Below are 23,662 nucleotides of genomic sequence, written 5' to 3'. Positions count from 1 at the left end.
TATTTTTTGTGCAAACCAGTCATTTTGCATTTCAACCCATTCCACCTTGCAGGAGTGAACCATGACGACTGTCGCGAAACTCAACTACCGGAGAAAGCTGGCAGGACTTCCGCTTATCCGCTTCAATTTGCTGCGCCTGAATCCGGAGGATGTTCAGGACCTACGCGATGCTTACGCAGCCATGTATGAAATATCAGACCTCGCCATTGGTGACCGACGGGGTTACTACGCTTTAGCCAGAGGCCATGGATACGATCAGGACCTTTGTCACGATGACAGCCGGACATTTCTGACCTGGCATCGTTCCTACCTCTATTCTTTTGAGAAAGCCCTGAACACCGCATTACAGTGGAAACGTAAAGACAAGGAGCTGGAGCTGACGCTTCCCTACTGGGACTGGACACAGTTCAACAAATCCACTCATGCTGCCAATGGACTGCCGAAATTACTCAATGACACAAGCTACAAGAATCAGAACGGCGATACTGTCGAAAACCCGCTGAACCGTGCCAAAAGTTTGTATCGTACCCTCTCGCAAGGTTTAGCCGGTGAAGAACAATACACCCAGCGATTCCCTGCAGCGTTTAAACACAACATCAACCAATTAAAGGATGATGTTGACCGCTATATGGATAACCCCAACTTTGTGAGTTTTCAGGATGACTTTAACTTTGGCGCCCATGGTGCGATTCACGTACTCGTCGGGGGTATCGACGATTCGCCTTTGCCCGACAACAATGGCGACATGTGGGCCGTCATCTCCGCCGCCTATGATCCATTATTCTGGCTGCATCACAGCATGGTCGACAAAGTCTGGTTCGACTGGCAGACATTGCACCCGGATGCCAATATTCCTCCCCATGTGCTGCAAAAAGTTGTGTACGACGGCAGAGTCGGCAAGGATCTGATCGATGCTGAAACTTCCCTGAAATACATCTACTCCGAGAACTCCGTCGAATCTGCCGTTGCAGCCACGGGGACCACCAATACGCTGCCTGCCCGATCCCTCTCCGCGGCTGCCAGCCATGCGAAAGAGCTTTCGTTTGGTCTGGTTGAAGGCGGCTTTGTCCGGGCTCAGCTTGATTTTCTGCGGCTTCATCCGCCGAAAGACAGCTATGAAATTCGTGCTTATATCGACAATCCAGCCTGCAACGCTGGAACAGGTTATGACGATGACAGTTATTCAGGACGCCTGGTGCTTTTTGGTCACGGTAAATGCCACGGCGCTCCCGGTCACTGCAACCCGGCACAAGCGCTGAGAGATGAATACGATATCCGCCCCAAACATCCCTTACGGTATGAGCATACCCGCTACACGATCGACCTCACCCGTGGACTACGACGATATATCGGCAGGAAGAAGTCGGTGGAAGATCTGAAAATTTATCTCATCGTACTTGATGGCAAAGGCAAGGTGGTTGCCCCGGACAGCATCAAATATGACGGCTGCTCCTTACGGACATTTGCGAAGCAATAAAATTCTTCCCCGTGGTTGAAGCGTTTCACAACCACGGGGAGCTATACTCAGGATCTTATGAAAATTACTGTGCCCCCTCATGCCGCCCGGGATGGCGCGCTTCGTATCTGGCTGCGCCGTATCCCTGTCAGAAGCCAGATCGTCTATGCCTTCCGCTCAGGCAAAAGTCAGGATGAAAACCATCCTGTCAGCCAGGCCGTTCTCTATGGTCGTGGTGAAGGTTCAAGCGCTTCTGAACGTGTAATGTTGCTTTTCCGGCCCAACAAAAATGAACCGCCTTTCCAGGCTGGCGAAGTTTTAACGCTGAAAGTACACCACACAGATAAAGACGAATTTCAGGAGATTGACTTCGATGTGAGTCATATTGAGTAGCGCTGCGGGTCAATGCAACCAAAGGAGATTTTTGAGCAAGTCTAATCAAACTCAAACAGCCAGGTGAACCTGAACCTTCGGGGCATCGCTGCGCGATATAGATTCAGACATCGTCATGACAGCAGCATTACCGTGGTTTGATTGCAACGACAGAAAACGTATGCCAGTGCTTCTCCTTCCCGATCAACGTTGTCCCCGGTTCATTTCGTTCCTGAAACTGAACGATTTCAAATCCCTTGAACAAATGAAGTATATCTTGTTGGCTCAAAGGCGCTGTCGCACTGTGAAAACCAGATGCCCAGCTGTCATCCGTTCCCATAAAATCACCCGAGAAAACACCACCTGCTACGATGCTCGATGTTATTGCTTGCCAGGTGTCTTTCAATTGTATGGGGTCGGCAAAAAACAAACTGGCATGCGCAATGATCAACCCAGCCTGCGGGTAAATAAATTGCTCAAAGGTCGATTGTGAAACATTCACTTGTGGCGTGTGTTCGAAGCGCTCATGGCAGATAGCAACTGACTCATCATTGATATCGAAACCATGCACCTGATACCCCTGCTGCACAAGAAAGGCCATATCACTTCCTGTACCACAGCCACAATCAACCGCAACGTTCAAACCCGATTCATTCTGCTTCACCGCAAGTTCAGTTGCGAAAGCATGCTTCCTTGCGATGGCTTTCTCGTAAAATTGACGCCAGTTGTTTTGTTTACCTTGTTCATCCTTGATGGGCACGGTTTTCTCCTTAACGATTTGGGAAGATCACAGGCCATTCATCTGCGAAGAGCCAATACCGTAAATTTGTCACTCAATCGATGCTGACATCACTTGATTTATCTTCAACTGCCAAAGCTTCCATAATTGCAAACCTTAAAACACATTGCAGAACTGATGAGAGTGAAAATAAGAACTACCGTATATCAAGATAATATAGACAGTACCCCAAATATTGGGCTGAATACCTTAGTAACTTTCCTTGAAGCCGCATGATATAAAGCATTAATCGTAAGTCATTTATATAAAATGAATTCCCCCTTCGTTCTTGATTGTTAGCACCCGTTTAATTTGCCCTTTTTTGTCCCCATCAGCCAAATTTGAACGTTTTTTTTCGAAACGTTTGTACCTTTATTACCCCTATAATTTTAGGTCCACCAGGATCAAAAATAACAGTCTACACCCATTAGGCTTTCTAATTCATAACTGAATGAGCTTATGTTAAAGAGGATTTTCGTCCATTAACTAGCTGGACTATAAAAGTCCAACCACAACCCATTATTTTAAAGGAAAAATCATGCTATTGAGTGAATAGATAGGACACAGATTGAACACATAAAACAACTTTAAATTAATGTAATTTCTGAAATTTTAAACCTTCCACCAGCAAACTTCCATGCCGGACGATAACCACTTTATACGAAATAAAATTATAGTGGTAAGTAGATAGAATCTTACAAGATAAAATTCTATCTACTTAATGCAATCCAATTAAGTCAACACTGAAAACCTAAGGCTTATCTTAAACAGGAAAATTAAAGAAATAATCTAGAACAATGTGTTTAGATGAGCTTCATATAAAAAAATAACACTATTTATGAAAAATTTTACACAACAAACAAAATAACAATTTTCATTTAAGAAAATGATGACAAAATTGCTTGATAACGACTATCCTTACCCAAATTAGGTAATTGCTGATTGGTAGCCTGTTGAATAAACCCAATTGCTTGCAATGAAATTTGATTTGTGGTTCTGTCCCAAAAAAAGTCAGCTAAATTCTTAAAACCTTGGTTACATGGATTTAAACACACCCTTGAAGAAAACTCACTATCAGAGAGAAGACAAACAAACTCCTTAATTTCATCATCCCCAAACTTAATTAGCATATTGTCATAATATTGTTCTGACATTACGGAAATTCCATGACCATTGCCTATTTTTGCCATTACAACTGTTTTTACGTATTTCTTACGAACGGGATCAGGCACCACACCTGTAGAGGAAACATAAGAATCTAAAATTCTTGCATGTGCTGGTTCATTATAGAAGTTGTTCCGACCAATATGTGCCATATAAAGATTATCAATTTTTTCAGATAACTCCACAGATAAGGTATCTTGTGGGAGATATGGTATCTTGTGGGAGATATGGTAAACCACCAACAATAGTTAAAAAATCATTTGCAGCATCCTTCCTTAATACCTCTCCATTTGATGCATAAGTCGCATATTTTAAACCACATTCAAAACGAACTGAATCTTGAGCTATACTCCATGATTTCTTGCATATTAGACGAATGTTGCTTTTAACCTGTACAGAAGCATTTGGGGCTGTATACATACCAAATAGTGTTCTTAATAAGGATGTTCCTAAATCCTGAGGCATATGCTCTAAAGCAACTATAATATGATCTGCGTCTGTAGAGGAAAGTACATTATTACGGATATTACCTAGAAATCTTTTAATTTCTATTGCAACACCCTCTGGCTCCTTTCCAATAACTTCTTTGATACAAGTTTCTAACCAGGTTATCAATTGCAAACCAGTTAATTCATTTTGATTAGGGTGAGCAGCACTAGCCCAATTACGCATATCACGAATATAATCTAAGTGCTTAAAACCTATATCAGACAGTATTCCTGTAAGGTGGCATCCTCTAACTAGTTCCCACTCTTCAATTTTAACTAAATCATTTTCATCATTGAGTTTTTTCCGCCGACTTTCATCAGTGACTACACTATCATAGAAGTATTGAATATCAAACCGTATAACTTTATTACGTAGATTAACGACTGTTTCATCCCAAATGAAGTTTAATGCAGCATCAAATAACCCCGCTCCACAAGCAGCAATAAATTTCGAGAGATAAATTGAATTTTCACGTTGCCCGTTTTCAATTAGAGTAATAACGTCAGGTAAATTATTTATAACTCTAGCTCTTTCCGTTACAGGAACTAGAACTTGATTTATAGGTAGACCTAGATCACCAAGAAAAGTTGTCAGCCCATTTGAAAATTGATCAACATCTATTGTGACTTGACTCTGAGATGTAATCACCACTTGATCACTCATTTTTTCACTCCACATTTAAATAGAAACACGCACATTATAACCACAGCATAAGAGTTAAATAATTAAAATCATTTCACACATTTGATATAAGTTTTATGAAGGAAAAATACCATTAGAAAACTGAGTTAATTTTCAACTCATATTTTAACGATAAATACTGAGAAATTGCCCATCTAAACCCTATTCCACTTTTCTTCAAATTTAGGATACGAACCTGCTAATTCAACCCTATCTGTTAAAAACGTTATCCAACTCACGTTACGCATAACGCTTATGAGGCACATGGCAAAATCGGCCACTCTGGACACCTGTTGGTGATGACCATAGCGGCCGAAAAATTTTTCTATCGCGGGGGTCGCCCTCGTTTGTTCACCACTGAACCCAGGAAGAACCTATTCTTGTGCAATGCCAGTTACATCATGATAACATTACATCAATTTAACAACATCATGGATTGCTATGTCTAACAACAACTTTAATACCAATACGTTAAGGCATCTCAAGTGGTTATACTCAGGAATGCTAGGGTTTTCTGCTTCATACTTCTTAGTACTTTTAAGTGGTTATGTGCAGCTTTCAGAGTCGAAAATGCTTACCATAAGCACCATCCTATTCTCTATTGCCCTTCCTTTGTTTTTTATCCTAGCTTTGTTCCATATTCTTGTTGAAGAAAGCAATACATCACCTGAAATCGTTCAGGCATTAACTGAAACTTCAATTGCTGACAAAATGACTAAAACTGCATTTTACAGCGTGTTTCTTGCATTCGTTTTTTTGATTGGTCACTATTCTGAAGTGGCATTTTTCACTTTCCTAACATCATCTGCTATTGGCTTCTATTTCGCCGCTCCAACATTTAGGAAGCTTGTAGAAGCTAACAAACAAGAGCCAAACTTCAACATGAATCTCATTTCTTTCAGCATTGACTATGTAGATACTAATGGCATGAACATCCAATATCATGGCCATAAGTACTAACGCTGAGTATAGATAAACCCAATCCCGCCACTATCTTTACTATAGCTTTCGCGAACCAAGTACCCTTTTTCGTTTATACGCTTCAAGAGGGTACTAGCCCAACTTTTTGACAGTCCGCACCTAGCTGCGACTTGTTCTGCAGTTACATTTTCACTAGCTCTTAAAGATCGTAATACAAATAGCTGTGTTTTACTGAGCTTTACCTGTCCAACCTGTTGCGGTACCAGGCGTGCAGCTTGCATCAGACGAGCGTCGATCTGCCCGATTTGAGCATTTTTTTCCATTTTTGAATCATCCTATAAGGTTTATCGGAGGATCTTCAATTGATCCAAATGAAGAGAAGCCTAAGCGGCTATGCCTGAAGAAATCGAAATAGGTCATAGCCAGTCTTGCCCACAGGAATTTAAACAGTCTGGAATGTTCCCTATCTTTCATTTGTTGATTGAACTTGCTTTTCCAATCATTCAGACAGATCCGTTGCTGGAAAATACAGACAGAATCATCCTCCAGAACCACGATTTCCCTCCCACCGCCCCTCGTCATTGCAGAATTGCTCCCCGATTCCCGCAATTCCGTCATGATTTGATGTATCCGCCTTGCCTCCTTCAGGGGAGTTGCGGGATACTTACCTATCTTGATTTACAGGCTGTTTCCGTTGATTCGGCAGTCTGAAATCGTCAGGTGTCATCCTTGAACATGCCCTCATTGAACAATCATGAAAGCGTTCGATTTGGACACACAGAGCAAAATTTTGGACGCAGTTTGGACACAAATGCAAACCCAATCCGAGATTGCTCTGGAATGAACGACTGTGCAGAGAAACTGCACAGCACAGAAAAGCCTCTGAGAGAACAAACAGTTACGATGAATTCAGCGGCTTCAGGAAACAACGATGAATGATACAAATATGCCAACATTGTTTTGGCTGGACTACGAAACGTTCGGTGCCAGCCCGGCGACAGACAGGCCCTGCCAGTTTGCCGGGGTGAGAACCGACATGGATTTGAATGTGATTGGTGAGCCGCTGGTGATTTACTGCCAGCCGCCCAGCGATTACCTGCCTTCTCCGGAAGCCTGTCTGATTACCGGTATCACACCGCAGGAAGCCATGGAAAAAGGTCTGCCGGAACACGAGTTCATTGCCCGCATCCATGCAGAGTTATCTAAGCCGAATACCTGTGTGATTGGCTACAACAATGTGCGGTTTGATGATGAAGTCACGCGCTATACCCTGTACCGCAACTTCTACGATCCTTATGCCTGGAGCTGGCAGAGCGGCAACTCGCGCTGGGATATGCTGGATATCATGCGTACCTGCTATGCGCTGCGTCCGGACGGTCTGAACTGGCCGACCAATGAAGACGGCTTCCCGAGTTTTAAGCTGGAAGATCTGTCTGTCGCGAACGGCATTGAGCACAGCAATGCGCACGATGCCATGGCGGACGTTTACGCGACGATTGAACTGGCGAAGAAAGTGAAAACCAGTCAGCCAAAGTTGTTCAGTTATCTGTTCAACCTGCGCCATAAACGCAAGTTACAGGAACTCATTGATATCGTGGAGATGACACCGCTGGTTCATATTTCAGGCATGTTCGGCTCTGAATGCGGCAACACCAGCTGGATTGTGCCCATGGCGTGGCATCCGGATAACAAGAATGCCGTCATCTGTGTAAATCTGGCGATGGACCCGGCGCCGTTGTTTGAGCTGGATGCCGACAGCCTGCGCGAGCGTCTGTACACCAAACGTGCTGATTTAGGCCCGGATGAACTGCCGGTGCCGCTGAAGCTGGTACATATCAATAAGTGCCCTGTGCTGGCGCCTGCAAAAACACTGACGGCTGACGATGCAGACCGCCTGGGAATCGACCGGGAGCAATGTCTGGTCAACCTGAAAGCGCTGAAGGCGCAACCGCAGATCCGTGAAAAACTGCTCACAGTGTTCAGTCAGGACAGAGAGTTTGCACCGAGCGACAATGTTGATACCCAGTTGTACAGCGGGTTCTTCTCGGCGGCAGACAAATCAGCGATGGACATTATTCGTGAAACCGCCCCGGAAGAGTTAGGCAAGCTGGCGTTGCAAGTCGATGACAAACGGATGAAGCCGCTCCTGTTTCGTTACCGGGCGCGAAACTTCCCGCTGACTCTGGATCATCAGGAACAGCAACAGTGGAAGTACCATTGTCAGGATTACTTCGAATCGAAGCTGCCAGCCTACATGCAAAACCTGGAAGCAATCGCGATGGAGCACCAGAGTGACGAGCGGAAGATGAAAATTCTGAAATCTGTGTACGAATACGTGGGCAGTCTGGTGTAAAGACTCTGCACGATAGCAGACGCAGCTCATTAAGGTAAGCGTCTGATCTTCTCCGCTATTTTCAAGGCCCCGGACATCTCTGTGCCCGGGGTTTCTTTTTTCAGACACTTTTCATCCCCTGAAGTTTGAACTTCATGTGAAGGGCATTAACACTTAAAAAAGGTCGCGACGACCTGCAGCTGGTGTTGTCTGTCACGGAACACAGGAATGCGATGACGGCTCAGCCCCGCAGGTTCTCCCATGGTGTATATTGCCAGACTGGTTAAGGAGTCTGTTCGGGCAATAGTTTGGCAGAAGAGATTGTTATGGCAACTGAATCCCTCACCCGCTGTTACCGGTTTAACCGGGTCGATTTCGAACCGGATCTGCGGCTGCTTGTCTGGCCGGATAAGTCAGAGACAGCCCTGACCCTGCACGAATCACGTCTTCTGGAAACCTTGTGTTATTTTGCGGGGGAAGTCATCAGTCATAAAGTCCTGTCTGATAAAACCTTTCTGCCTCAGGATTCACTCTCACAAGTCCAGCAGATTGATCTGGCCTCTGTCTTTAATTCCGTCAGGCGTAAGCTCACGGTGAATGGCATGATGGCAATCCCGATTGAAGTGCTGCCTCATTATGGTTTCCGGGTCCCCTTACCTAAAGAAACCTGCCGTCATATCCACCGTTTTCAGCAACCAACGGCTTTACCTCCCAAACCGCCACGGCATCCTCCCCAAAATGCCGTGAAAACAAGTCGCCCGAAAGTCTCGGCAACAGAACATATTGTCAGGCACAGCCTGATGCATAAGTTATCTGTCATTTTGCTGGCAGCGGCAGGTGTGGCTATGGTGATCGTGTCGAATATGTAAGCCGTTTGTGTTGGATCAAGTGCAGACCTCAAAGAATTGTGGTTTAGATCCCACCTTTTTTGTATGATTGCGACACCATTCATCTTCATCCTCGTGTATATGAGCTACTTGCGTTCATTTGCAATCATTGCCATTTTTCTGATGGCCGGGAAAGGATTCCAATCTCTCACACAGATCCCCATTCCGGGCAGCATTCTTGGCATGTTGTTTCTTTTTGCGGCACTTTCTGCCGGACTGCTTCCACCGAACTGGGCCAAGCCCGGATGTCATCTGTTTATCCGCCATATGGCAATTCTGTTCGTCCCTGTCGGGGTCGGACTCATGAATTATCTGGATCTGCTTCAGACCAACGCCCTGCCCGTGCTGCTCAGCACCCTCGGCAGCAGCCTGATTGTCCTGTTGTTTGTCGGCTGGTATGTACAACGTAAGGAGTCGGATTGATGTGGTTGTTCGTCACTCTGATCGTATTCTGGCTGGCCCGTCTGTTGTCGAAGCGTTTTCAGCATCCGGTGCTCAACCCGTTGCTGATCTGTCTGGTGGTTATTATTCCGCTGCTGCTGGTCCTCAACGTGCCTTATGAAACCTACTTTGCAGACAACCGCTGGATTCATTATCTGCTGGAACCAGCGGTGGTTGCGCTGGCATTCCCGCTATATGAACAGTTGCCTCAAATCCGCAGCCGCTGGAAAGTGATTGTGACGGCATGTGTGTGCGGCAGCGTTCTGTCCATGCTGGCCGGCACAGCAATCGCGCTGGCACTGGGCGCCGATTTACAGCTGACCGCCAGTATTTTGCCAAAATCGGTCACAACACCCATCGCCATGGCCGTGGCTCAGCAGATTGGCGGAGTTCCTTCACTGGCCGCGGTCATGGTACTGATCGCAGGTGTCTTTGGCGCCGTTTTAGGTTACCCGCTGTTCAAACTTGCCCGCATCACCCATCCGATGGCAAAAGGCTTAAGTATGGGGACAGTGGCGCATGCGTTAGGAACGGCCAAAGCTGCCGAGGAAAACTACAAAGACGGCGCATTCAGCTCTCTGGCTCTGGTCTTGTGTGGTGTGATTACGGCAGTGCTCGCCCCGGTCATCTACCCGTTGCTGTTATCTGTTTTTCAATAATTCTTCACACATTCCCGGAAGAAATATCACAAACGCTGTGTGCATCTGCTCCCATAGGAAAGATGCACACTTATGCGATCTTTACTGCATTGAAATTCAGACACATTTCTCACAAAACCTGTGATAACACTCACTAAAATGCAATAAGAATGAAATAACCCAGGATCAATAGTGACCATGATCACAATAATTATTCTTGACTGCTCTAGAATGCTTTAGTGAATTCACATAGGAGAATCACTATGCGCGCTGAAGTTATGGACGCTTTAGGCCAACTCCCGCTCGAACTGTCACAGGCGCTGAAGCCTGTCATGACTGCTCCAGGCTTTGACGCCACTCTGAGCAAAGAAGAATTTGAACACCTGATGACTGTGACTCAGCTGTCAGATGCAGACCTGCGTATTCAGCTGCTGAAAGTTGCTGCTGCCTATTCCATTGCCAGCCTGTCGAATTTCTATGTCGGCGCGATTGCACGCGGCAACTCCGGCAGACTTTACTTTGGTGCAAATATGGAGTTTGAAGGGACGTCGATGTCTCAGACGGTCCATGCGGAACAATCGGCCATCAGTCACGCGTGGCTGAAAGGCGAAACGGGTATCACTGATATCACCGTAAATTACTCGCCTTGCGGCCACTGCCGCCAGTTTATGAATGAACTCAGCACGGCACAAAGCCTCATGGTTCAGTTACCTGAGCGCACACCAAAAGCATTGCAGACGTACTTACCGGAATCCTTCGGACCTGCTGATTTGGGCATCACCGATTTGCTGTTGTCAGACCATTCAAAAGGTCTGAGCCTGGATTCAGACGATGCACTCCTTCAGGCCGCTTGTCAGGCTGCAGATAAGTCTCACGCGCCTTACAGTAAAAACTTTGCCGGTGTCGCACTGAAAGCCAAAGATGGCCGGATCTTTACAGGCATGTATGCCGAAAACGCGGCATTCAACCCAAGTCTTCCGCCGTTACAGGTGGCGATGATCGATATGAATATGGCGAATTATTCGCTGTCAGACATTGCTGAAGCCGCATTGGTTGAGCAGAAGAGTTCTTTAGTCAGTCTGCTGGCTGATACACAAAACACGCTGGAAAGCTTTCACCCGGATATCCAGCTGTCATACGCAGCAATCTGACCCGATAAAAACAGGGAAACTGGCTGAAACGGATTCAGCAATTCATTCCCTCACGACTTTCCTTGTAGCCGTCAAAGCCGCTTGTTTTGTCGGCTTTTTTTATGAATAAATATTTGGTGCTATGCAGTCATCAGAGTATGATTCCAGATTATTTTTGACTTGAACAATACTTATGACGCATCGACACAATCCAATTCAGGGTGCCTGCTGGATGTTAACCGCAGGATCAGCCTTTGCTGTGGTCAACAGCATGGCGCAATACCTGAGTGTAGTTTTTCATTTGCCTTCAACAACTGTCGGTCTGATCCAGTACTTTATCGCGCTGATTGTCATGCTGCCCTGGCTGTACAGTATCGGGCTGCGTCAGTCGCTGAAAACCCAACATTTTGGCATGCACTGTTTCCGGGTTTTCCTGTCTGTGATTGGTATTCAGCTGTGGCTCTGGGCACTCGCATATCCGGTGCCCATCTGGCAGGGCATTGCATTACTGATGACGTCTCCCCTTTTTGCCACCGTCGGTTCAGGTTTACTGCTGAAAGAAAAAGTCGGCTTTGTCCGCTGGGTTGCGACGCTGGCTGGGTTTTGTGGCGCAATGATCATTCTGGAGCCCTGGTCCGACAATTTTAACTGGGCATCATTATTGCCGGTGGGTGCGGCATTTTTCTGGGCAAGCTATTCATTAATGGTGAAGAAGATGTCTCACCATGACTCCCCGAGCACCATGGTCGTTTACCTGTTGCTGCTGATTACCCCCTTTAACCTGTTTCTGGCCGTGCCGGATTTCACCATGCCTGAAGGCCGGGAAACCTGGTTACTTCTGCTGGGAGCCGGTGTTTTCACTGCGCTGGCCAACTGGGCCATTGCCAAAGCTTACGCTGTAGCTGACGCTTCATTCGTCCAGCCGTTTGATCATGCCAAACTGCCTCTGAATGTCCTGGCCGGATTTATGGTATTTGGCTGGGTACCGCCGGGACGTCTGTGGTTAGGGGCAACCATTATTATTGCCTCAGTTGCCTTCGTCACTCAGTGGGAAAGACGCAAACCGATGTTGCAATCCGCAACCATCAGGAATGCATCCTGACCGGATCAAAAAAGCTGGCATATAAGCCAGCTTTTTTCTTTTGAATCAGTTCAACCGTCAATCAGAAACGTACCCGGACGCCCATCGCGGCTTCAAGCTCCACATCGACATCTTCAACCATGTAGAGCGTCGGACCGACTTCACCATACAATTCAAACTGGTTGACCGGGATTTCCAGACCAACACCAGAACGGATACCAAACTTATCGTGGTGATCATCAACGAACTGCGCCCCGACAAAGGTATAACCCATGTTGAGCTGCGGGTTTTGGGTCAGCGCTCCCAGGTTAAAGGTTTTATCGACGGCCACGCCAAAATCGTCTAAACCCAGAGAGAAACGCAGATCATTCTGCTTATACTGCACGCCACTCATCGGTGACCCCAGAAAAATACCCGCAGATTGTGATGCAACAGCGGACGCAGACAGTCCGCACAATAACAAACCAATCAAAGACTTCTTCATGTTACTGTCCGTTTATTTTGAAAGCACTCTGATTTACAGAGCTATTTTGAATACTGTTGTTCTACTTTATCTGTAATTTCTCAACAATACGAACCTGTCACCATACTTATGACAAATAATTGACATAGAATCTGTCAATTACTCATCAAATTACTTCGTCAATCAATCGGCATCGATCAGGTTTCTCAATACGTAATGCAGGATACCGCCGGCTTTCAGATACGCCATTTCTGTCTGTGTATCCACCCGGGCGCGAACCGGATAACACTGAATCTCTCCCTGCGTGTTCACCACTTCAAGGGAAAGCGATGCTCCCGGAGACAGTGCATCAATCCCTTTGAGACTCACCTGCTCCGTGCCGGTCAGGTTCAGTGTGTCGAGCAAGCCATCAGGTAATTCAACCGGAATCACCCCCATGCCCACCAGATTCGAGCGATGAATCCTTTCAAAACTTTCGGCCAGGACGGCTTTGACACCCAGCAAGCGCGTTCCTTTTGCGGCCCAGTCACGGCTGGAGCCCGTCCCGTATTCTTTCCCGGCGAAAATCACCAACGGCACATCCTTCGCCTGATATTGCATGGCGGCATCGTAAATCGACATGGTTTCACCGGTAGGCTGGAAAATCGTATTCCCGCCTTCCTGCCCCCCCAGCATCCGGTTTTTGATACGGATGTTGGCAAAGGTTCCCCGCATCATCACCTCATGATTCCCGCGCCGGGAACCATAAGAATTAAAATCTGCAGGACGAATGCCCTGCGCCTGCAGATACTGACCCGCGGGACTGTCGGGTTGAATACTTCCGGCCGGAGATATGTGGTCAGTGGTGATCGAGTCACCAAATACCGCCAGAATCGCCGCGTTGTGAATATCTTCCAGCGGCTGAACCGGCTGAGTAATCGTTTCAAAGAATGGCGGCAGCCGGACATAGGTTGAATCTGATTGCCACGGATACGTTTTCCCCGAATCCACCTGAATCTGCTGCCAGTGTTCATCTCCGGAGAAGATGTCGGCATATTCCTGCCTGAACAGGTGATTCGTGACCGATTTCATGACTGTGGCTAACTCTTCCTGCGATGGCCACACATCTTGCAGAAACACCGGGTCGCCATTTAAATCCTCGCCCAGCGGCATGTCCGTCATATCGATGCGGGTCGTCCCTGCCAGCGCAAAGGCCACGACCAGTGGCGGAGAAGCCAGCCAGTTGGCTTTCACCAGCGGATGCACCCGACCCTCAAAGTTTCGGTTTCCGGACAGGACTGAGGAAACTGTCAGATGATTATCCTGTATTGCGGTTTCAATGGGTGCCAGCAATGGGCCTGAGTTACCGATACAGGTTGTGCAGCCATATCCCACCAGCTGAAATCCCAGTTCATCCAGATAAGGCTGCAAACCAGACGCAGCAAGATACCGGGTCACAACTTTCGAACCGGGCGCCAGTGAGCTCTTTACCCAGGGTTTGCGTTTCAGACCTTTTTGAACCGCTTTTTTGGCCAGCAGACCGGCCGCCATCATCACGCTGGGATTGGAAGTATTGGTGCAGGAGGTAATTGCAGCAATCACAACATCGCCATGTTTCAGCGAAAAAGCCTCACGCTCCGTATTTACCGGAACCGTCAGCTCAGGCTGTAACCCGTTCAGTGACAGCAGATCCGTCATGGCTGAATCCATGTCAGGAAGTGCCACACGATCCTGCGGACGTTTCGGACCGGCCAGGCTGGAAACCACATCCGCTAAGTCCAGCGTCAGGGTATCCGTATAATCCGGCTCGGGATCACCGGAATCACGCCACAAACCATTGGCTTTAGTATATGCCTCGACTTTACTGATCAGGTGCTCGTCGCGGCCAGACAAGCGCAGATAGTTGAGCGTTTCCTGATCAACCGGGAAGAAACCACAGGTTGCACCATATTCGGGTGCCATGTTCGCAATTGTCGCGCGATCGGCCAGCGGCAAGCCATCGAGGCCAGGTCCGTAAAATTCAACAAACTTACCCACAACACCTTTTTTACGCAGCATGTCGGTGACAGTCAGCACCAGATCCGTCGCTGTCACCCCCGGGTTGAGCTGGCCGCTGAGCCGAAAGCCAATCACTTCAGGGATCAGCATGGAAATGGGCTGCCCCAGCATTGCAGCCTCCGCTTCAATCCCGCCGACACCCCAGCCCAGCACGCCCAGACCGTTAATCATCGTGGTGTGCGAGTCCGTTCCGACCAGCGTATCCGGAAACAGAGAATCGTCTTCCTGCCAGACGGTCTGCCCCAGATATTCCAGATTGACCTGGTGGCAGATTCCGGTACCGGGAGGCACAACACGAAAATCAGAAAACGCCTGCTGCCCCCAGCGAAGGAACTGATAACGCTCATGATTTCGCTGCATTTCCAGTGCGACATTCTGAGAAAAAGCTTGCTCAGAAGCATAGGTATCAACCATAACCGAATGGTCGATGACTAAATCAACGGCAGACTGGGGATTAATTTGTTCCGGATCTTTACCGGCTTTGGCCATGGCATCCCGCATTGCAGCCAGATCCACGACCGCAGGGACACCGGTAAAATCCTGCATGAGAACACGGGCCGGACGATACTGAATCTCCCGGTCAGAAGCTTTGTTTTCCAGCCATGCAATAACGGCTTCAATATCATCTTTCGTGACCGTGTCACCATCCTCAAATCGCAGCAGGTTCTCAAGCAGCACTTTGAGCGAATACGGCAAACGATCCACATCTCCTAGAGGACTCAGCGCCGCCAGACTGAAATACTGATAGCGCTTTCCATCAACTTCCAGTGTCTGCTTACTATGAAAACTGTCGACCCGGTTTGCTGCTTCCATCACTCACCTCCGTCTTTTTACAGTGACTATAGACGGGATAGGAAGAATGACAACGATGTCTGGTTAGTAATACAGCTTGCATCCTCCGCGCAATCATCTTGATCTCATCAAACATGACCCCATCATGGCGTTCATTTTCAAACTTGCCATTTCCTATCAGGCTTATTACGACGAACCAACATTCCCGACGGTTGAATACAAAGACACGCGATTACCCGGTAAAGAAAAAATATGGGGACTGAATGTCGGTGAGGATTATGTCGCTTACACGGAGTGCTTTGTCTGTCAGCATCAAGCTCCGATCAATGTGGTGATTGGTGCACAGGACATTGTCCTGCACTTTGATGAAACCTATGAAAGCCTGGGAGTTTTCTACAACCACACGGGGAAATACATTCAGGACATCAACTGCTTCGGTGAAACCGAATCCGGCAGACTTGCCCGTGTCGAAACCGTCAAAGCCGGTGCCTACTGGATTATTTGGTCTGATTTCTTTCCTCAGACAGACGTCAACCGTTTATAACATCATGTTTGATATGAAAAAGCAGCGCCGGGCGCTGCTTTTCTGTGTTCGGATCAGGCAGGTGTCTGAATGAACCAGACCTCTTCCGCAAAGCGGCTGAGTCCCTGCTGAATACGCGGGTGTGATTCATCTGCATCCTGACGGCCAAGGTGAACAATCTCACAACCATGGAACAGTGATTTCACAGCATCAGCAGATACGCTGAATGGCGGTCCTGCCATCTCCTCCTGAACATAATCCAGGGTGACCAGCATAATTTTTCCGCCGGGTTTAACCACAGAAAGCAATCGCTGAACATACAACTGGCGCATTTCTTCTGGCATCGCGATGAGCGCAGCACGATCATACGCCGCATCCACCGGCGCGACAGGCGCCGTAAAATAATCGCCACAATAAATACTGACTTCATCAAACTCGTACAACGTGTGCCCATTCCCAAGCATCGTTACCGTCGGCAAATACAGATGCTCTGAAAAATATGCACGAACCGCAATTTCACTCAGCTCAACCCCAATCACCTGATTGTGCTGTTCAGCCAGCCAGCTCAGATCCAGAGATTTCCCGCACATCGGTACAAACACGGCATCTTCCCGGTTCAGTTCCAGGCGCGGCCAATACAGTGGTAAAACAGGGTTGGTCTCGTTCAGGTGAAAACCAATCCGGTTCTCGGCCCAGCGGTTATGCCAGAATTCTGCATCCATTGGCGACTTCTCTCAGTACTGATTGTTACAACTGGGCGGTATCAGACCATATTTCTGACAGGAGATCCAGCCAGATTCGATTCAGCCGAGGGTACAAACGAGGGTACAAAAAAAGGACGCCTGAGCATCCTTTTTCACAATCACCAAATCGTGATGACTGATTGTCTGTGTGCGAGTCTGGTATCAACCGACGCGGAACAACTTAATGGAGTCACGACGGACAGTCACACCACGGAAAGTCACCGGCTCAAGCAAAGTCATCAGTTGCTTTGACACAAAAAACTTACCGCCATAGCTGCGATCGCCACCACGGTTAACCCACTCTGCAAATTCATCTGCCAGGCTGAACATTGAATTTCCTACAAGTAAAACCAGGACTTTCGCAACTTCACTGTCGTTCTGCTTATTAAATTCTGAGTCACGAACCTTCTTGCGGTATTCTTCGACAATTCTCTCAAGGCACTCAAATCTGCTCATCTTCACCACCTCACAAAAAAGAGGTGCGGATACTACTGTTCAATAGGCCTGAAATCAAGACATCCGAGCATGATTTTGGCTATTGCTAACACAAATCAGACATCATTGAGCATATTCGTAATGAATCAATCAAAAAGCACATCAAGTCCCAAAGATTCCATAACCCTTTGTTCACTTTTGTATGAAATTAATGACATCTCTGTGGAGTGCCACAGCGATCACCTTCACCAGACATCCCCGGCTTCACGACCGATAATAATCAACAACCTGCACTGTAATTGGCTCTTTTTGCGGTTTCACAGCCATTTTAAACTGATGCTGACCATCCATTGTCATACTGTTGCCTGATTCACCGGTCACACTCACCCCTTCAATTTTGGTAAAAGGCTGTTCAGTGTCATAAAACATATTGATCGTCAGTTCTGCTTTCTGATTGACCTTCAGCTCAAATTTGCAGATCCCCCGCGGGCAATAGACATCCAGTGCTTTTTCTTTCACCTCGATGCGTTCCACATCTCTGACCGGAGTTGCTGTGATGTTCAGTGGTTCACTGCAGCCCTGAATGAACAGATTTGCAGACACAAGTAGCATGGCAGGCAGCCACAGTGCTGTCCCTCGCTTCATTTTCATCTTGCTCTCTTCTCTTTCACAACATTGACCGGCGCTCAGTCTACTGTACAAAGTACTGTATAAGATACTGTATAAACGCTGAAAGCCGACTTTTTCCCGGTCATCTTTGATTTCCGTCACAAGGTATTCGAGCAATTCACCCCCATTCCCAACTGACAATAAAAGCAATAAATAACAACAAGTTAAACAGAAACACCTCAATCAGCACCCAGGTCAGACCGTCAGAAATTGTGAAGCAACATCGAAAAAAAAGCTTGCATCCGGTACTGTTCAAAACTACTGTATAGACATACAGCATGTATAAATACACACTATCAGCGCATTTAACAAAGGATGGAACTCTCATGACTGCTCATTTAGACAGCTTCCAATCAGTGACTGCTTCTCAGGTGTATAAATCCACTTTTGTGTCTCACTCTTCTACCCTGAGTTCCAACCGTGTCCAGTATCCGATTGAAGTCAGTTTTTGCGATCAGGAAATGGCGCAACTGGCCTACCTGCTGCGTTTACTCAAGCAAGCCAGTGAACAAAATCGCTGGATCATGTTTATTGGTGAAGATGCGTTATTGGATCGTAATCTGATGAAAAGCGCAGGGATAGATGTGAATAAAGTCTTGCTGTTAAAAAAGAAAAACGGGCAGTCAACTCAAGCGCTCATAGCAAAAGCCCTGCATATGGGAAATTGCAGTGCTGTCATTGCAAGCGGCAACATTCTGGAATATTGCAACCAAACCATTCATGACGCAGCAATTCATGGCGATGCAATGGCTTTTATTATCAACCGAAACCACCAGCCTGGTCAGTTGCTGCATTGAACGCAACGATAACAGATGGAAAGCCACCATGTTAAAACGCCAGTACTTTGCAGCACTGGCGTTTTGGTTTGGTCGTATGTGGGTACCATTTCCTTTCCTTAGGAACAGCATGCCACCGAGAAAGCGTGAGCCGGCGCATTACCGATACTCAGGGTTGCGCTAAGCGGATATGCAGTTGCTCGCCGTTATTTCCGACTTCGCGAATATCACACTCGGCTTTTTCCTGAATCAATGCCAGTTGCTCTTTATCTAACGAATAAGGCAGGCAAACATCCAGCTCGAAAATCTGCTCCAGACGCGCCAGTCTCAGTAACCTGATCAGGTTGTTCACATCACTGGTGTTTGTCGACAGCACCTTCAGCGCCTGATTGGTCAGTCGCTCGGTTTTACTGACTTGTGAACCTGTCGTTCTCCCCCAGGAAAACTCCAATGCAGGCAACATCACTTTAAATGCGTCCCACAGCGTTGGCCTGTGATGACACAACACAGACAGGAAGGAGGTGTAATCAAATACAATCTCTTTCGCTTGGTGAGCTTCAACTGATGATTTCATAACTATCCTTCACAAGAATTCAACAGCATTTTTGTGCAAGCTAAAGTAAATTGGACGAATGCTATATTAAGCGGACACTATAATGCCTTCATCCGGGGCTTACTTTTTTAGCGCTTCATTTTTTTGCGCGCGATCGTGTTTTTTCTTGCTTTGCATCAAATAAAAAATACTGGAAAAACACTTGATTAACATACCCTGTACGCAAAATAAACAATTCGCTACGGATTGTAATTTTTATATTTCCTATGATTTGCCGTGAACATTTACGGAAAAGCAACAAAAAGCATACTCTTTGATAACCGATACATCCATTCATCTCCATTTAGATTGCTGTGTTTGCTGAACGGAGATGTTAGCAAATTCTGCGCCAAATGATTCGACACAAGCCGGAACCATCAACGATAAACAAAAAATATCATAAATTTCAATAAATTAAATTCATATTGGTGATACGAAATGATTCAGCGTGAAAAGCTTGTAATAAGGATATGTGTAAAGAAATCGGGCACTTGCACTCAAAACGAGCGAGCACACCTGAAAATTCAAGAAACAAAATAAGTGCAACCAGACGAATAAAGCCAAACTTTCCTGCCATCGATACCGAAAATAAACAGAGAAAAGTTTGGCAATATTTCAGAAGTAAGTAGCGAAAAAAGAATTAAGGTCGCTCGCCTGCAGCCAGACGCTGATTTATATCCATAATAACCGCTGGTAAATCAGCAATGGTGTCTATTTGATAATGTGCATTACTACATTGAAAAGCTTTTCTCGCTTTTTCTCTGGCAAAATCTAATTCTGAATCTGATGCACGCATGAATTCCGCTTCAGTTAAACCCGCTTCATTTCCAGACAGCAACAGTGCCACTGTCCACATGCCCGCATGATGGCCTTCTTCAATGCCCGGTACAGAGTCATCCACTTTGACGCAGCATGCGACATCGCCAATTCCCAGAGAAATGACATTCTGGAGTGCCATAAATGGTCCCGGCCGCCCGCCTGCTGTCAGATCATCGGTAGCAACCACACAGTCGGGTTCAAAACCTCTGGCCGCAGCCGCCGGTAACAGCTCATTCATCACGACTCGCGGATACCCGGAGCAGGAACCAATCTGAATCTTCTGTGCTTTCAGCGCAGCGACTACGTCCAGCGTCCCCGGAATCAAATCTGCATGCTCTGCTACTTTCGCCACCTGAAGCGGCATAAAGGTATGATAGATTTTATCGATATCCTCTGTATTCATCGCCCGCCCGAACCGGTCTTGCCAGCGCGCGGCGACTTCAGGTAATTCGCCGACGGCCTTGATATGATCCCATTTTCCTAAGCCCATAGGCACACGGGCTTCAGCCAGCGAGATCTCAAAATCGTACTCGCGATGAAAAGCTTCAACAAAAATAGTGGTCGGCGCAAAGGATCCAAAATCAACCACTGTGCCTGCCCAGTCAAAAATGACGGCTTGAATTTGCTTTGTCATGATCTTTCTCGTCTGATGATCAGCTGATTCATGTCAGCCGGTTAAATTGGATAATGTTGTTGGCAAGCTTCCGAAATTGCCTGTTCGACCCAGTCCAGAGCCTGAGCCAGATCTTCCCGAAAGATGGTCAGCGGTGGACTGAGCTGTAAAACGTTACCCTGTGACACCTTGAAGCTCAGTCCCAGTTCAAGGCAGCGATACATCACCTGCTCTGCAGCAGCAAAAGCACGCGCCTTCGTGGTTCGGTCTTCCACCAGTTCAACCCCCCACAGCAATCCGATACCCCGTACATCGCCAATGATTGGCAGACGTGCTTTCATCGCATGCAGCCTTTCATACAGATAAGCTGCATCTGCCTGTACTTTCTTCAGTAACTCTTGCTGTGCAATCACGCCAATGGTGGCCAGCGCAGCAGCGCAGCCTATCGGGCTTTTTTCATGGGTGTAATGCCCCAGAGAAATCTGGGCGGCCTGGTTATATCGGTCCCGGGTCAGCATGGCTGCCATCGGCACCACACCACCGCCCAGTCCTTTCCCGATACAAAGAATATCCGGCTCGATCCCAAACGCCTGATGCGTAAACCAGTGTCCGGTCCGGCCCATGCCGTTTGGAATATCGTCGATAATCAGCATGACATGATGCCGGTCGCAGATTTCCCGCACCCGCTGCCAGTAGGCTCGGCTCGGAACCTGTACATCGGTATTGCGCACGGCTTCTGCGATGAAAGCACCCACACCGCCTTCTTTCTCAATTACATATTCCAGATAGTCTGCATAATGGAGATCTGAGCCATCCTGAGACGGCAAAGCGCCACGATAGCTCACCGGCGGCGGTATCCGCTCCACACCAGCCATCAACGGCCCCATACCTTCACGAAAACAGGCTTCCCCGCCAACAGAAATTGCATCCATCGAGGCACCATGAAAGGAATCCCACAGCGACACCACTTTATAATTGCCGGTGATATAACGCGCCAGTTTGAGGGCCATACCAATCACAGATGTTCCGCCAGGCGCAAACAGCACCCGGTTCAGTTCACCGCCCGCAATTTCGGTCAGTGCCTTTGCACAATCCACTGCGGTCTGATGTGTAAAACGGCGGGGTGCAAAAGGTAAAGTCGCCAGCTGTTTCTGGATGGCAGCCAGGACTTCAGGATGTCCGTGCCCCAGCTGATGAACATTATTGCCATGGAAATCCATATACCGTTTTCCGGCAACATCCGTCAGGTAAAGACCATCAGCACTTTCCAGTGCATCCAGACACGGCGTCGACATGGCCTGATGCAGGAAGTAACGGCTGTCTTCCTCAAGCAGCGACTGAGTTACTGCATCAGAAAGACGGGCTGTCCATCGCTCACGGGACGGTGAACGATTCGTATCCCCTTCACAGGCCAGCGCGCGCTGGCTCAGTGACGGTGCATGAGTCTTCATGCCTGAACTCCCGGCTCAACGGATTCTGTCGTCCAGTACATCGAAGTCGCTATCGCTTTCACCAGGCGCTCAATATCAGCAGGATGGACATCGCCAATGTTACCGATCCGGAAACAGTCGGCATCCGATACCTTACCCGGATAGATCACGAATCCTTTGGATTTCAGGCTGTCGTAGAAGCGTCTGAATTCATAAGCCGGCGAGACCGGAGAATAAAATGAAGTGATGATCGGCGAGTGCAAGGTTTGATCCAGCAAACACCGAAAACCCAGTTTTTGCATCCCGGCCACCAGTGTCGTCTGATTGGTGTAATAACGCTGATACCGAGCCGCAACTCCGCCTTCTTGTTCCAGCTCCGTTAACGCCTGCGCAAACGCCCTGACGGTATGCGTCGGTGACGTGAATCGCCATTTACCGTGGTTGACTTCCATACACTGCCACTGATCATACAGATCCAGCGACAATGAACGCGCCCGCCCCTGACATTCCGCCAGCAGCGCACGACGGGCAATCACGAAACCAAAGCCCGGTACCCCCTGAATACACTTGTTGGCAGAGCTGATCAGAAAATCAATGCCCAGTTCACCGATATCCATCGGAATCCCGCCAAAGCTGGACATCGTATCCAGGATCATCACTTTCCCCGCAGCTTTCACACGCTGGGCAACTGCTTCAAGGGGATTCAGCATCCCGGTTGTGGTTTCACAATGCACCATGGCGACATGAGTGATCCCAGTATCTTCCCGTAACAGACGCTCCAACTCAGCAAGATCAGGCGGGTTCACTTCCCCAAGCGACCAGTTGATATGCTCAATTTTCAGATACTCTGCAATCTGCGCAATACGGGCACCATAAGCACCATTATTAATGACCAGCAGTTTGCCATCTGCCGGGATCACCGAGCCCAGTGTCGCCTCTACCGAAGCCGTCCCGCTGCCCTGCATGAGAACGCTGGTATATCCGCTGCGTGAAGTTGCAAGATCAACCAGCTGCTGGCGAATATGCTGCACGACACCCACGTTATACTCATCATCCCAGGTGCACCAATCCTGGAGCATTGCTTCACGGACAGTCCGGGTCGTGGTTAGCGGCCCCGGTGTAAGAAGAAGATATTGATTCTCGGAATTTGCCATTGCTTTATCTCTTTGGACTAGACCAGATTTGAAGTCACTATAGCGGCGCATCGTTGATGCTGTAAACGCGTGGTCCGGACTCTTCACAAAAGTTTCATCTTGAGGATGTTCGACGATTTTCTCTCTGAATTTGCGCTGGATCACGATCACATCGCGCTCATCAAACTGACATCGTTCAATCATTGAACTGTCACAAAGGCCACCTAGCATCTTTCGTGTCGAGCAAATCTGGTACATACCAAATCA

The 23,662-nt window shown here is 47.6% G+C and carries 25 protein-coding genes; 12 read left to right on the top strand and 13 right to left on the bottom strand.

The features are described from left to right. Positions 1-61: 61 nt before the first annotated feature. On the top strand, positions 62-1,477 hold the full coding sequence (locus tag SPK40_RS03840) for a tyrosinase family protein (RefSeq protein WP_330959493.1): 1,416 nt from the start codon (positions 62-64) through the stop codon (positions 1,475-1,477). A gap of 57 nt (positions 1,478-1,534) precedes the next feature. Next, positions 1,535-1,849 (top strand): hypothetical protein, encoded by a 315-nt coding sequence (locus SPK40_RS03835; RefSeq protein WP_330959492.1) that lies wholly within the window; start codon positions 1,535-1,537, stop codon positions 1,847-1,849. Positions 1,850-1,976: 127 nt separating this feature from the next. Here the strand turns inward: SPK40_RS03835 and SPK40_RS03830 are convergent, their stop codons facing one another. The 3 genes from SPK40_RS03830 to SPK40_RS03820 all read right to left on the bottom strand — a co-directional run bounded on the left by SPK40_RS03830 (position 1,977) and on the right by SPK40_RS03820 (position 4,922). Next, positions 1,977-2,588 carry a class I SAM-dependent methyltransferase gene (locus SPK40_RS03830; RefSeq protein WP_330959491.1) on the bottom strand — a complete coding sequence of 204 codons (612 nt, stop codon included), beginning with the start codon at positions 2,586-2,588 and terminating at the stop codon, positions 1,977-1,979. Positions 2,589-3,484: 896 nt separating this feature from the next. Beyond that, positions 3,485-3,955, bottom strand: a complete 471-nt coding sequence (locus SPK40_RS03825) for a hypothetical protein (RefSeq protein WP_330959490.1) — start codon at positions 3,953-3,955, stop codon at positions 3,485-3,487. Next, positions 3,942-4,922 carry a hypothetical protein gene (locus SPK40_RS03820; protein WP_330959489.1) on the bottom strand — a complete coding sequence of 327 codons (981 nt, stop codon included), beginning with the start codon at positions 4,920-4,922 and terminating at the stop codon, positions 3,942-3,944. Before SPK40_RS03820 ends, SPK40_RS03825 begins: the two co-directional genes overlap by 14 nt. Before the next feature lie 459 nt (positions 4,923-5,381). Between SPK40_RS03820 and SPK40_RS03815 the strand changes: the two genes are divergently transcribed. Continuing rightward, positions 5,382-5,900, top strand: coding sequence for a hypothetical protein (locus tag SPK40_RS03815; RefSeq protein ID WP_330959488.1), 519 nt, complete (start codon positions 5,382-5,384; stop codon positions 5,898-5,900). On the opposite strand, the gene SPK40_RS03810 is transcribed toward SPK40_RS03815, so the two are convergent. Continuing rightward, the gene (locus SPK40_RS03810; protein WP_330959487.1) at positions 5,897-6,184 is read right to left on the bottom strand and encodes a helix-turn-helix domain-containing protein; all 288 of its coding nucleotides are present in this window, start codon (positions 6,182-6,184) and stop codon (positions 5,897-5,899) included. The genes SPK40_RS03815 and SPK40_RS03810 overlap by 4 nt on opposite strands. Before the next feature lie 70 nt (positions 6,185-6,254). Between SPK40_RS03810 and SPK40_RS03805 the strand changes: the two genes are divergently transcribed. From SPK40_RS03805 to SPK40_RS03775, 7 genes are all read left to right on the top strand, one after another. Continuing rightward, a complete protein-coding gene (locus SPK40_RS03805) occupies positions 6,255-6,572 on the top strand; it encodes a hypothetical protein (protein ID WP_330959486.1) in 318 nt (105 codons plus the stop codon). A 220-nt stretch (positions 6,573-6,792) separates the two neighbouring features. Next, complete coding sequence (sbcB, locus tag SPK40_RS03800) at positions 6,793-8,214, top strand: exodeoxyribonuclease I (protein WP_330959485.1); 1,422 nt, start codon at positions 6,793-6,795, stop codon at positions 8,212-8,214. Positions 8,215-8,519: 305 nt separating this feature from the next. After that, entirely contained in the window at positions 8,520-9,062 is a 543-nt protein-coding gene (locus SPK40_RS03795) for a winged helix-turn-helix domain-containing protein (RefSeq protein ID WP_330959484.1), read from the top strand. Positions 9,063-9,125: 63 nt separating this feature from the next. Then, a complete protein-coding gene (locus SPK40_RS03790) occupies positions 9,126-9,503 on the top strand; it encodes a CidA/LrgA family protein (RefSeq protein ID WP_330959483.1) in 378 nt (125 codons plus the stop codon). Beyond that, the gene (locus tag SPK40_RS03785; RefSeq protein WP_248140234.1) at positions 9,503-10,180 is read left to right on the top strand and encodes a CidB/LrgB family autolysis modulator; all 678 of its coding nucleotides are present in this window, start codon (positions 9,503-9,505) and stop codon (positions 10,178-10,180) included. Before SPK40_RS03790 ends, SPK40_RS03785 begins: the two co-directional genes overlap by 1 nt. 242 nt (positions 10,181-10,422) lie before the next feature. Then, positions 10,423-11,310, top strand: coding sequence for a cytidine deaminase (gene cdd / locus SPK40_RS03780; RefSeq protein WP_330959482.1), 888 nt, complete (start codon positions 10,423-10,425; stop codon positions 11,308-11,310). A 172-nt stretch (positions 11,311-11,482) separates the two neighbouring features. Beyond that, entirely contained in the window at positions 11,483-12,391 is a 909-nt protein-coding gene (locus SPK40_RS03775) for a DMT family transporter (protein WP_248140230.1), read from the top strand. 61 nt (positions 12,392-12,452) lie between these two features. Here SPK40_RS03775 and SPK40_RS03770 read toward each other — a convergent pair whose 3' ends face one another. Both SPK40_RS03770 and acnA read right to left on the bottom strand, forming a co-directional pair. Beyond that, a complete protein-coding gene (locus SPK40_RS03770) occupies positions 12,453-12,854 on the bottom strand; it encodes a hypothetical protein (RefSeq protein WP_248140228.1) in 402 nt (133 codons plus the stop codon). Positions 12,855-13,016: 162 nt separating this feature from the next. Then, a complete protein-coding gene (acnA, locus tag SPK40_RS03765) occupies positions 13,017-15,683 on the bottom strand; it encodes an aconitate hydratase AcnA (protein WP_330959481.1) in 2,667 nt (888 codons plus the stop codon). 124 nt (positions 15,684-15,807) lie between these two features. Between acnA and SPK40_RS03760 the strand changes: the two genes are divergently transcribed. Continuing rightward, entirely contained in the window at positions 15,808-16,206 is a 399-nt protein-coding gene (locus tag SPK40_RS03760) for a DUF3179 domain-containing (seleno)protein (RefSeq protein ID WP_330959480.1), read from the top strand. A 53-nt stretch (positions 16,207-16,259) separates the two neighbouring features. On the opposite strand, the gene SPK40_RS03755 is transcribed toward SPK40_RS03760, so the two are convergent. The 3 genes from SPK40_RS03755 to SPK40_RS03745 form a co-directional block, all read right to left on the bottom strand. Then, complete coding sequence (locus SPK40_RS03755) at positions 16,260-16,907, bottom strand: thiopurine S-methyltransferase (protein ID WP_330959479.1); 648 nt, start codon at positions 16,905-16,907, stop codon at positions 16,260-16,262. A 183-nt stretch (positions 16,908-17,090) separates the two neighbouring features. Continuing rightward, the gene (locus tag SPK40_RS03750; RefSeq protein ID WP_248140219.1) at positions 17,091-17,384 is read right to left on the bottom strand and encodes a hypothetical protein; all 294 of its coding nucleotides are present in this window, start codon (positions 17,382-17,384) and stop codon (positions 17,091-17,093) included. Between the two features lie 243 nt (positions 17,385-17,627). Further along, positions 17,628-18,014 carry a spore gernimation protein gene (locus SPK40_RS03745; protein WP_330959478.1) on the bottom strand — a complete coding sequence of 129 codons (387 nt, stop codon included), beginning with the start codon at positions 18,012-18,014 and terminating at the stop codon, positions 17,628-17,630. 296 nt (positions 18,015-18,310) lie between these two features. Between SPK40_RS03745 and SPK40_RS03740 the strand changes: the two genes are divergently transcribed. Further along, on the top strand, positions 18,311-18,829 hold the full coding sequence (locus tag SPK40_RS03740) for a cell division inhibitor SulA (protein ID WP_330959477.1): 519 nt from the start codon (positions 18,311-18,313) through the stop codon (positions 18,827-18,829). Between the two features lie 148 nt (positions 18,830-18,977). Here SPK40_RS03740 and SPK40_RS03735 read toward each other — a convergent pair whose 3' ends face one another. The 4 genes from SPK40_RS03735 to phnW form a co-directional block, all read right to left on the bottom strand. After that, positions 18,978-19,382, bottom strand: coding sequence for a hypothetical protein (locus SPK40_RS03735; RefSeq protein WP_248140213.1), 405 nt, complete (start codon positions 19,380-19,382; stop codon positions 18,978-18,980). 658 nt (positions 19,383-20,040) lie between these two features. Continuing rightward, entirely contained in the window at positions 20,041-20,853 is an 813-nt protein-coding gene (gene phnX, locus SPK40_RS03730) for a phosphonoacetaldehyde hydrolase (protein ID WP_330959476.1), read from the bottom strand. Positions 20,854-20,894: 41 nt separating this feature from the next. Next, complete coding sequence (locus tag SPK40_RS03725) at positions 20,895-22,283, bottom strand: aspartate aminotransferase family protein (protein WP_330959475.1); 1,389 nt, start codon at positions 22,281-22,283, stop codon at positions 20,895-20,897. After that, entirely contained in the window at positions 22,280-23,416 is a 1,137-nt protein-coding gene (phnW, locus tag SPK40_RS03720; RefSeq protein ID WP_330959852.1) for a 2-aminoethylphosphonate--pyruvate transaminase, read from the bottom strand. Before phnW ends, SPK40_RS03725 begins: the two co-directional genes overlap by 4 nt. Between the last annotated feature and the right edge of the window lie 246 nt (positions 23,417-23,662).

This window comes from Photobacterium sp. 53610 (assembly GCF_036409375.1).
GTDB lineage: Bacteria > Pseudomonadota > Gammaproteobacteria > Enterobacterales > Vibrionaceae > Photobacterium.
This window is presented reverse-complemented; position numbering and strand designations above follow the sequence as displayed.

Bases quoted from the DNA above. Each gene is read 5' to 3' on its own strand.
- SPK40_RS03840 (WP_330959493.1), top strand. From the start codon at position 62: ATGACGACTGTCGCGAAACTCAACTACCGGAGAAAGCTGGCAGGACTT.
- SPK40_RS03835 (WP_330959492.1), top strand. From the start codon at position 1,535: ATGAAAATTACTGTGCCCCCTCATGCCGCCCGGGATGGCGCGCTTCGT.
- SPK40_RS03820 (WP_330959489.1), bottom strand. From the start codon at position 4,922: ATGAGTGATCAAGTGGTGATTACATCTCAGAGTCAAGTCACAATAGAT.
- SPK40_RS03815 (WP_330959488.1), top strand. From the start codon at position 5,382: ATGTCTAACAACAACTTTAATACCAATACGTTAAGGCATCTCAAGTGG.
- SPK40_RS03810 (WP_330959487.1), bottom strand. From the start codon at position 6,184: ATGGAAAAAAATGCTCAAATCGGGCAGATCGACGCTCGTCTGATGCAA.
- SPK40_RS03805 (WP_330959486.1), top strand. From the start codon at position 6,255: ATGCCTGAAGAAATCGAAATAGGTCATAGCCAGTCTTGCCCACAGGAA.
- sbcB (WP_330959485.1), top strand. From the start codon at position 6,793: ATGAATGATACAAATATGCCAACATTGTTTTGGCTGGACTACGAAACG.
- SPK40_RS03795 (WP_330959484.1), top strand. From the start codon at position 8,520: ATGGCAACTGAATCCCTCACCCGCTGTTACCGGTTTAACCGGGTCGAT.
- SPK40_RS03790 (WP_330959483.1), top strand. From the start codon at position 9,126: ATGATTGCGACACCATTCATCTTCATCCTCGTGTATATGAGCTACTTG.
- SPK40_RS03785 (WP_248140234.1), top strand. From the start codon at position 9,503: ATGTGGTTGTTCGTCACTCTGATCGTATTCTGGCTGGCCCGTCTGTTG.
- cdd (WP_330959482.1), top strand. From the start codon at position 10,423: ATGCGCGCTGAAGTTATGGACGCTTTAGGCCAACTCCCGCTCGAACTG.
- SPK40_RS03775 (WP_248140230.1), top strand. From the start codon at position 11,483: ATGACGCATCGACACAATCCAATTCAGGGTGCCTGCTGGATGTTAACC.
- SPK40_RS03770 (WP_248140228.1), bottom strand. From the start codon at position 12,854: ATGAAGAAGTCTTTGATTGGTTTGTTATTGTGCGGACTGTCTGCGTCC.
- acnA (WP_330959481.1), bottom strand. From the start codon at position 15,683: ATGGAAGCAGCAAACCGGGTCGACAGTTTTCATAGTAAGCAGACACTG.
- SPK40_RS03760 (WP_330959480.1), top strand. From the start codon at position 15,808: ATGGCGTTCATTTTCAAACTTGCCATTTCCTATCAGGCTTATTACGAC.
- SPK40_RS03755 (WP_330959479.1), bottom strand. From the start codon at position 16,907: ATGGATGCAGAATTCTGGCATAACCGCTGGGCCGAGAACCGGATTGGT.
- SPK40_RS03750 (WP_248140219.1), bottom strand. From the start codon at position 17,384: ATGAGCAGATTTGAGTGCCTTGAGAGAATTGTCGAAGAATACCGCAAG.
- SPK40_RS03745 (WP_330959478.1), bottom strand. From the start codon at position 18,014: ATGAAAATGAAGCGAGGGACAGCACTGTGGCTGCCTGCCATGCTACTT.
- SPK40_RS03740 (WP_330959477.1), top strand. From the start codon at position 18,311: ATGTATAAATACACACTATCAGCGCATTTAACAAAGGATGGAACTCTC.
- SPK40_RS03735 (WP_248140213.1), bottom strand. From the start codon at position 19,382: ATGAAATCATCAGTTGAAGCTCACCAAGCGAAAGAGATTGTATTTGAT.
- phnX (WP_330959476.1), bottom strand. From the start codon at position 20,853: ATGACAAAGCAAATTCAAGCCGTCATTTTTGACTGGGCAGGCACAGTG.
- SPK40_RS03725 (WP_330959475.1), bottom strand. From the start codon at position 22,283: ATGAAGACTCATGCACCGTCACTGAGCCAGCGCGCGCTGGCCTGTGAA.
- phnW (WP_330959852.1), bottom strand. From the start codon at position 23,416: ATGGCAAATTCCGAGAATCAATATCTTCTTCTTACACCGGGGCCGCTA.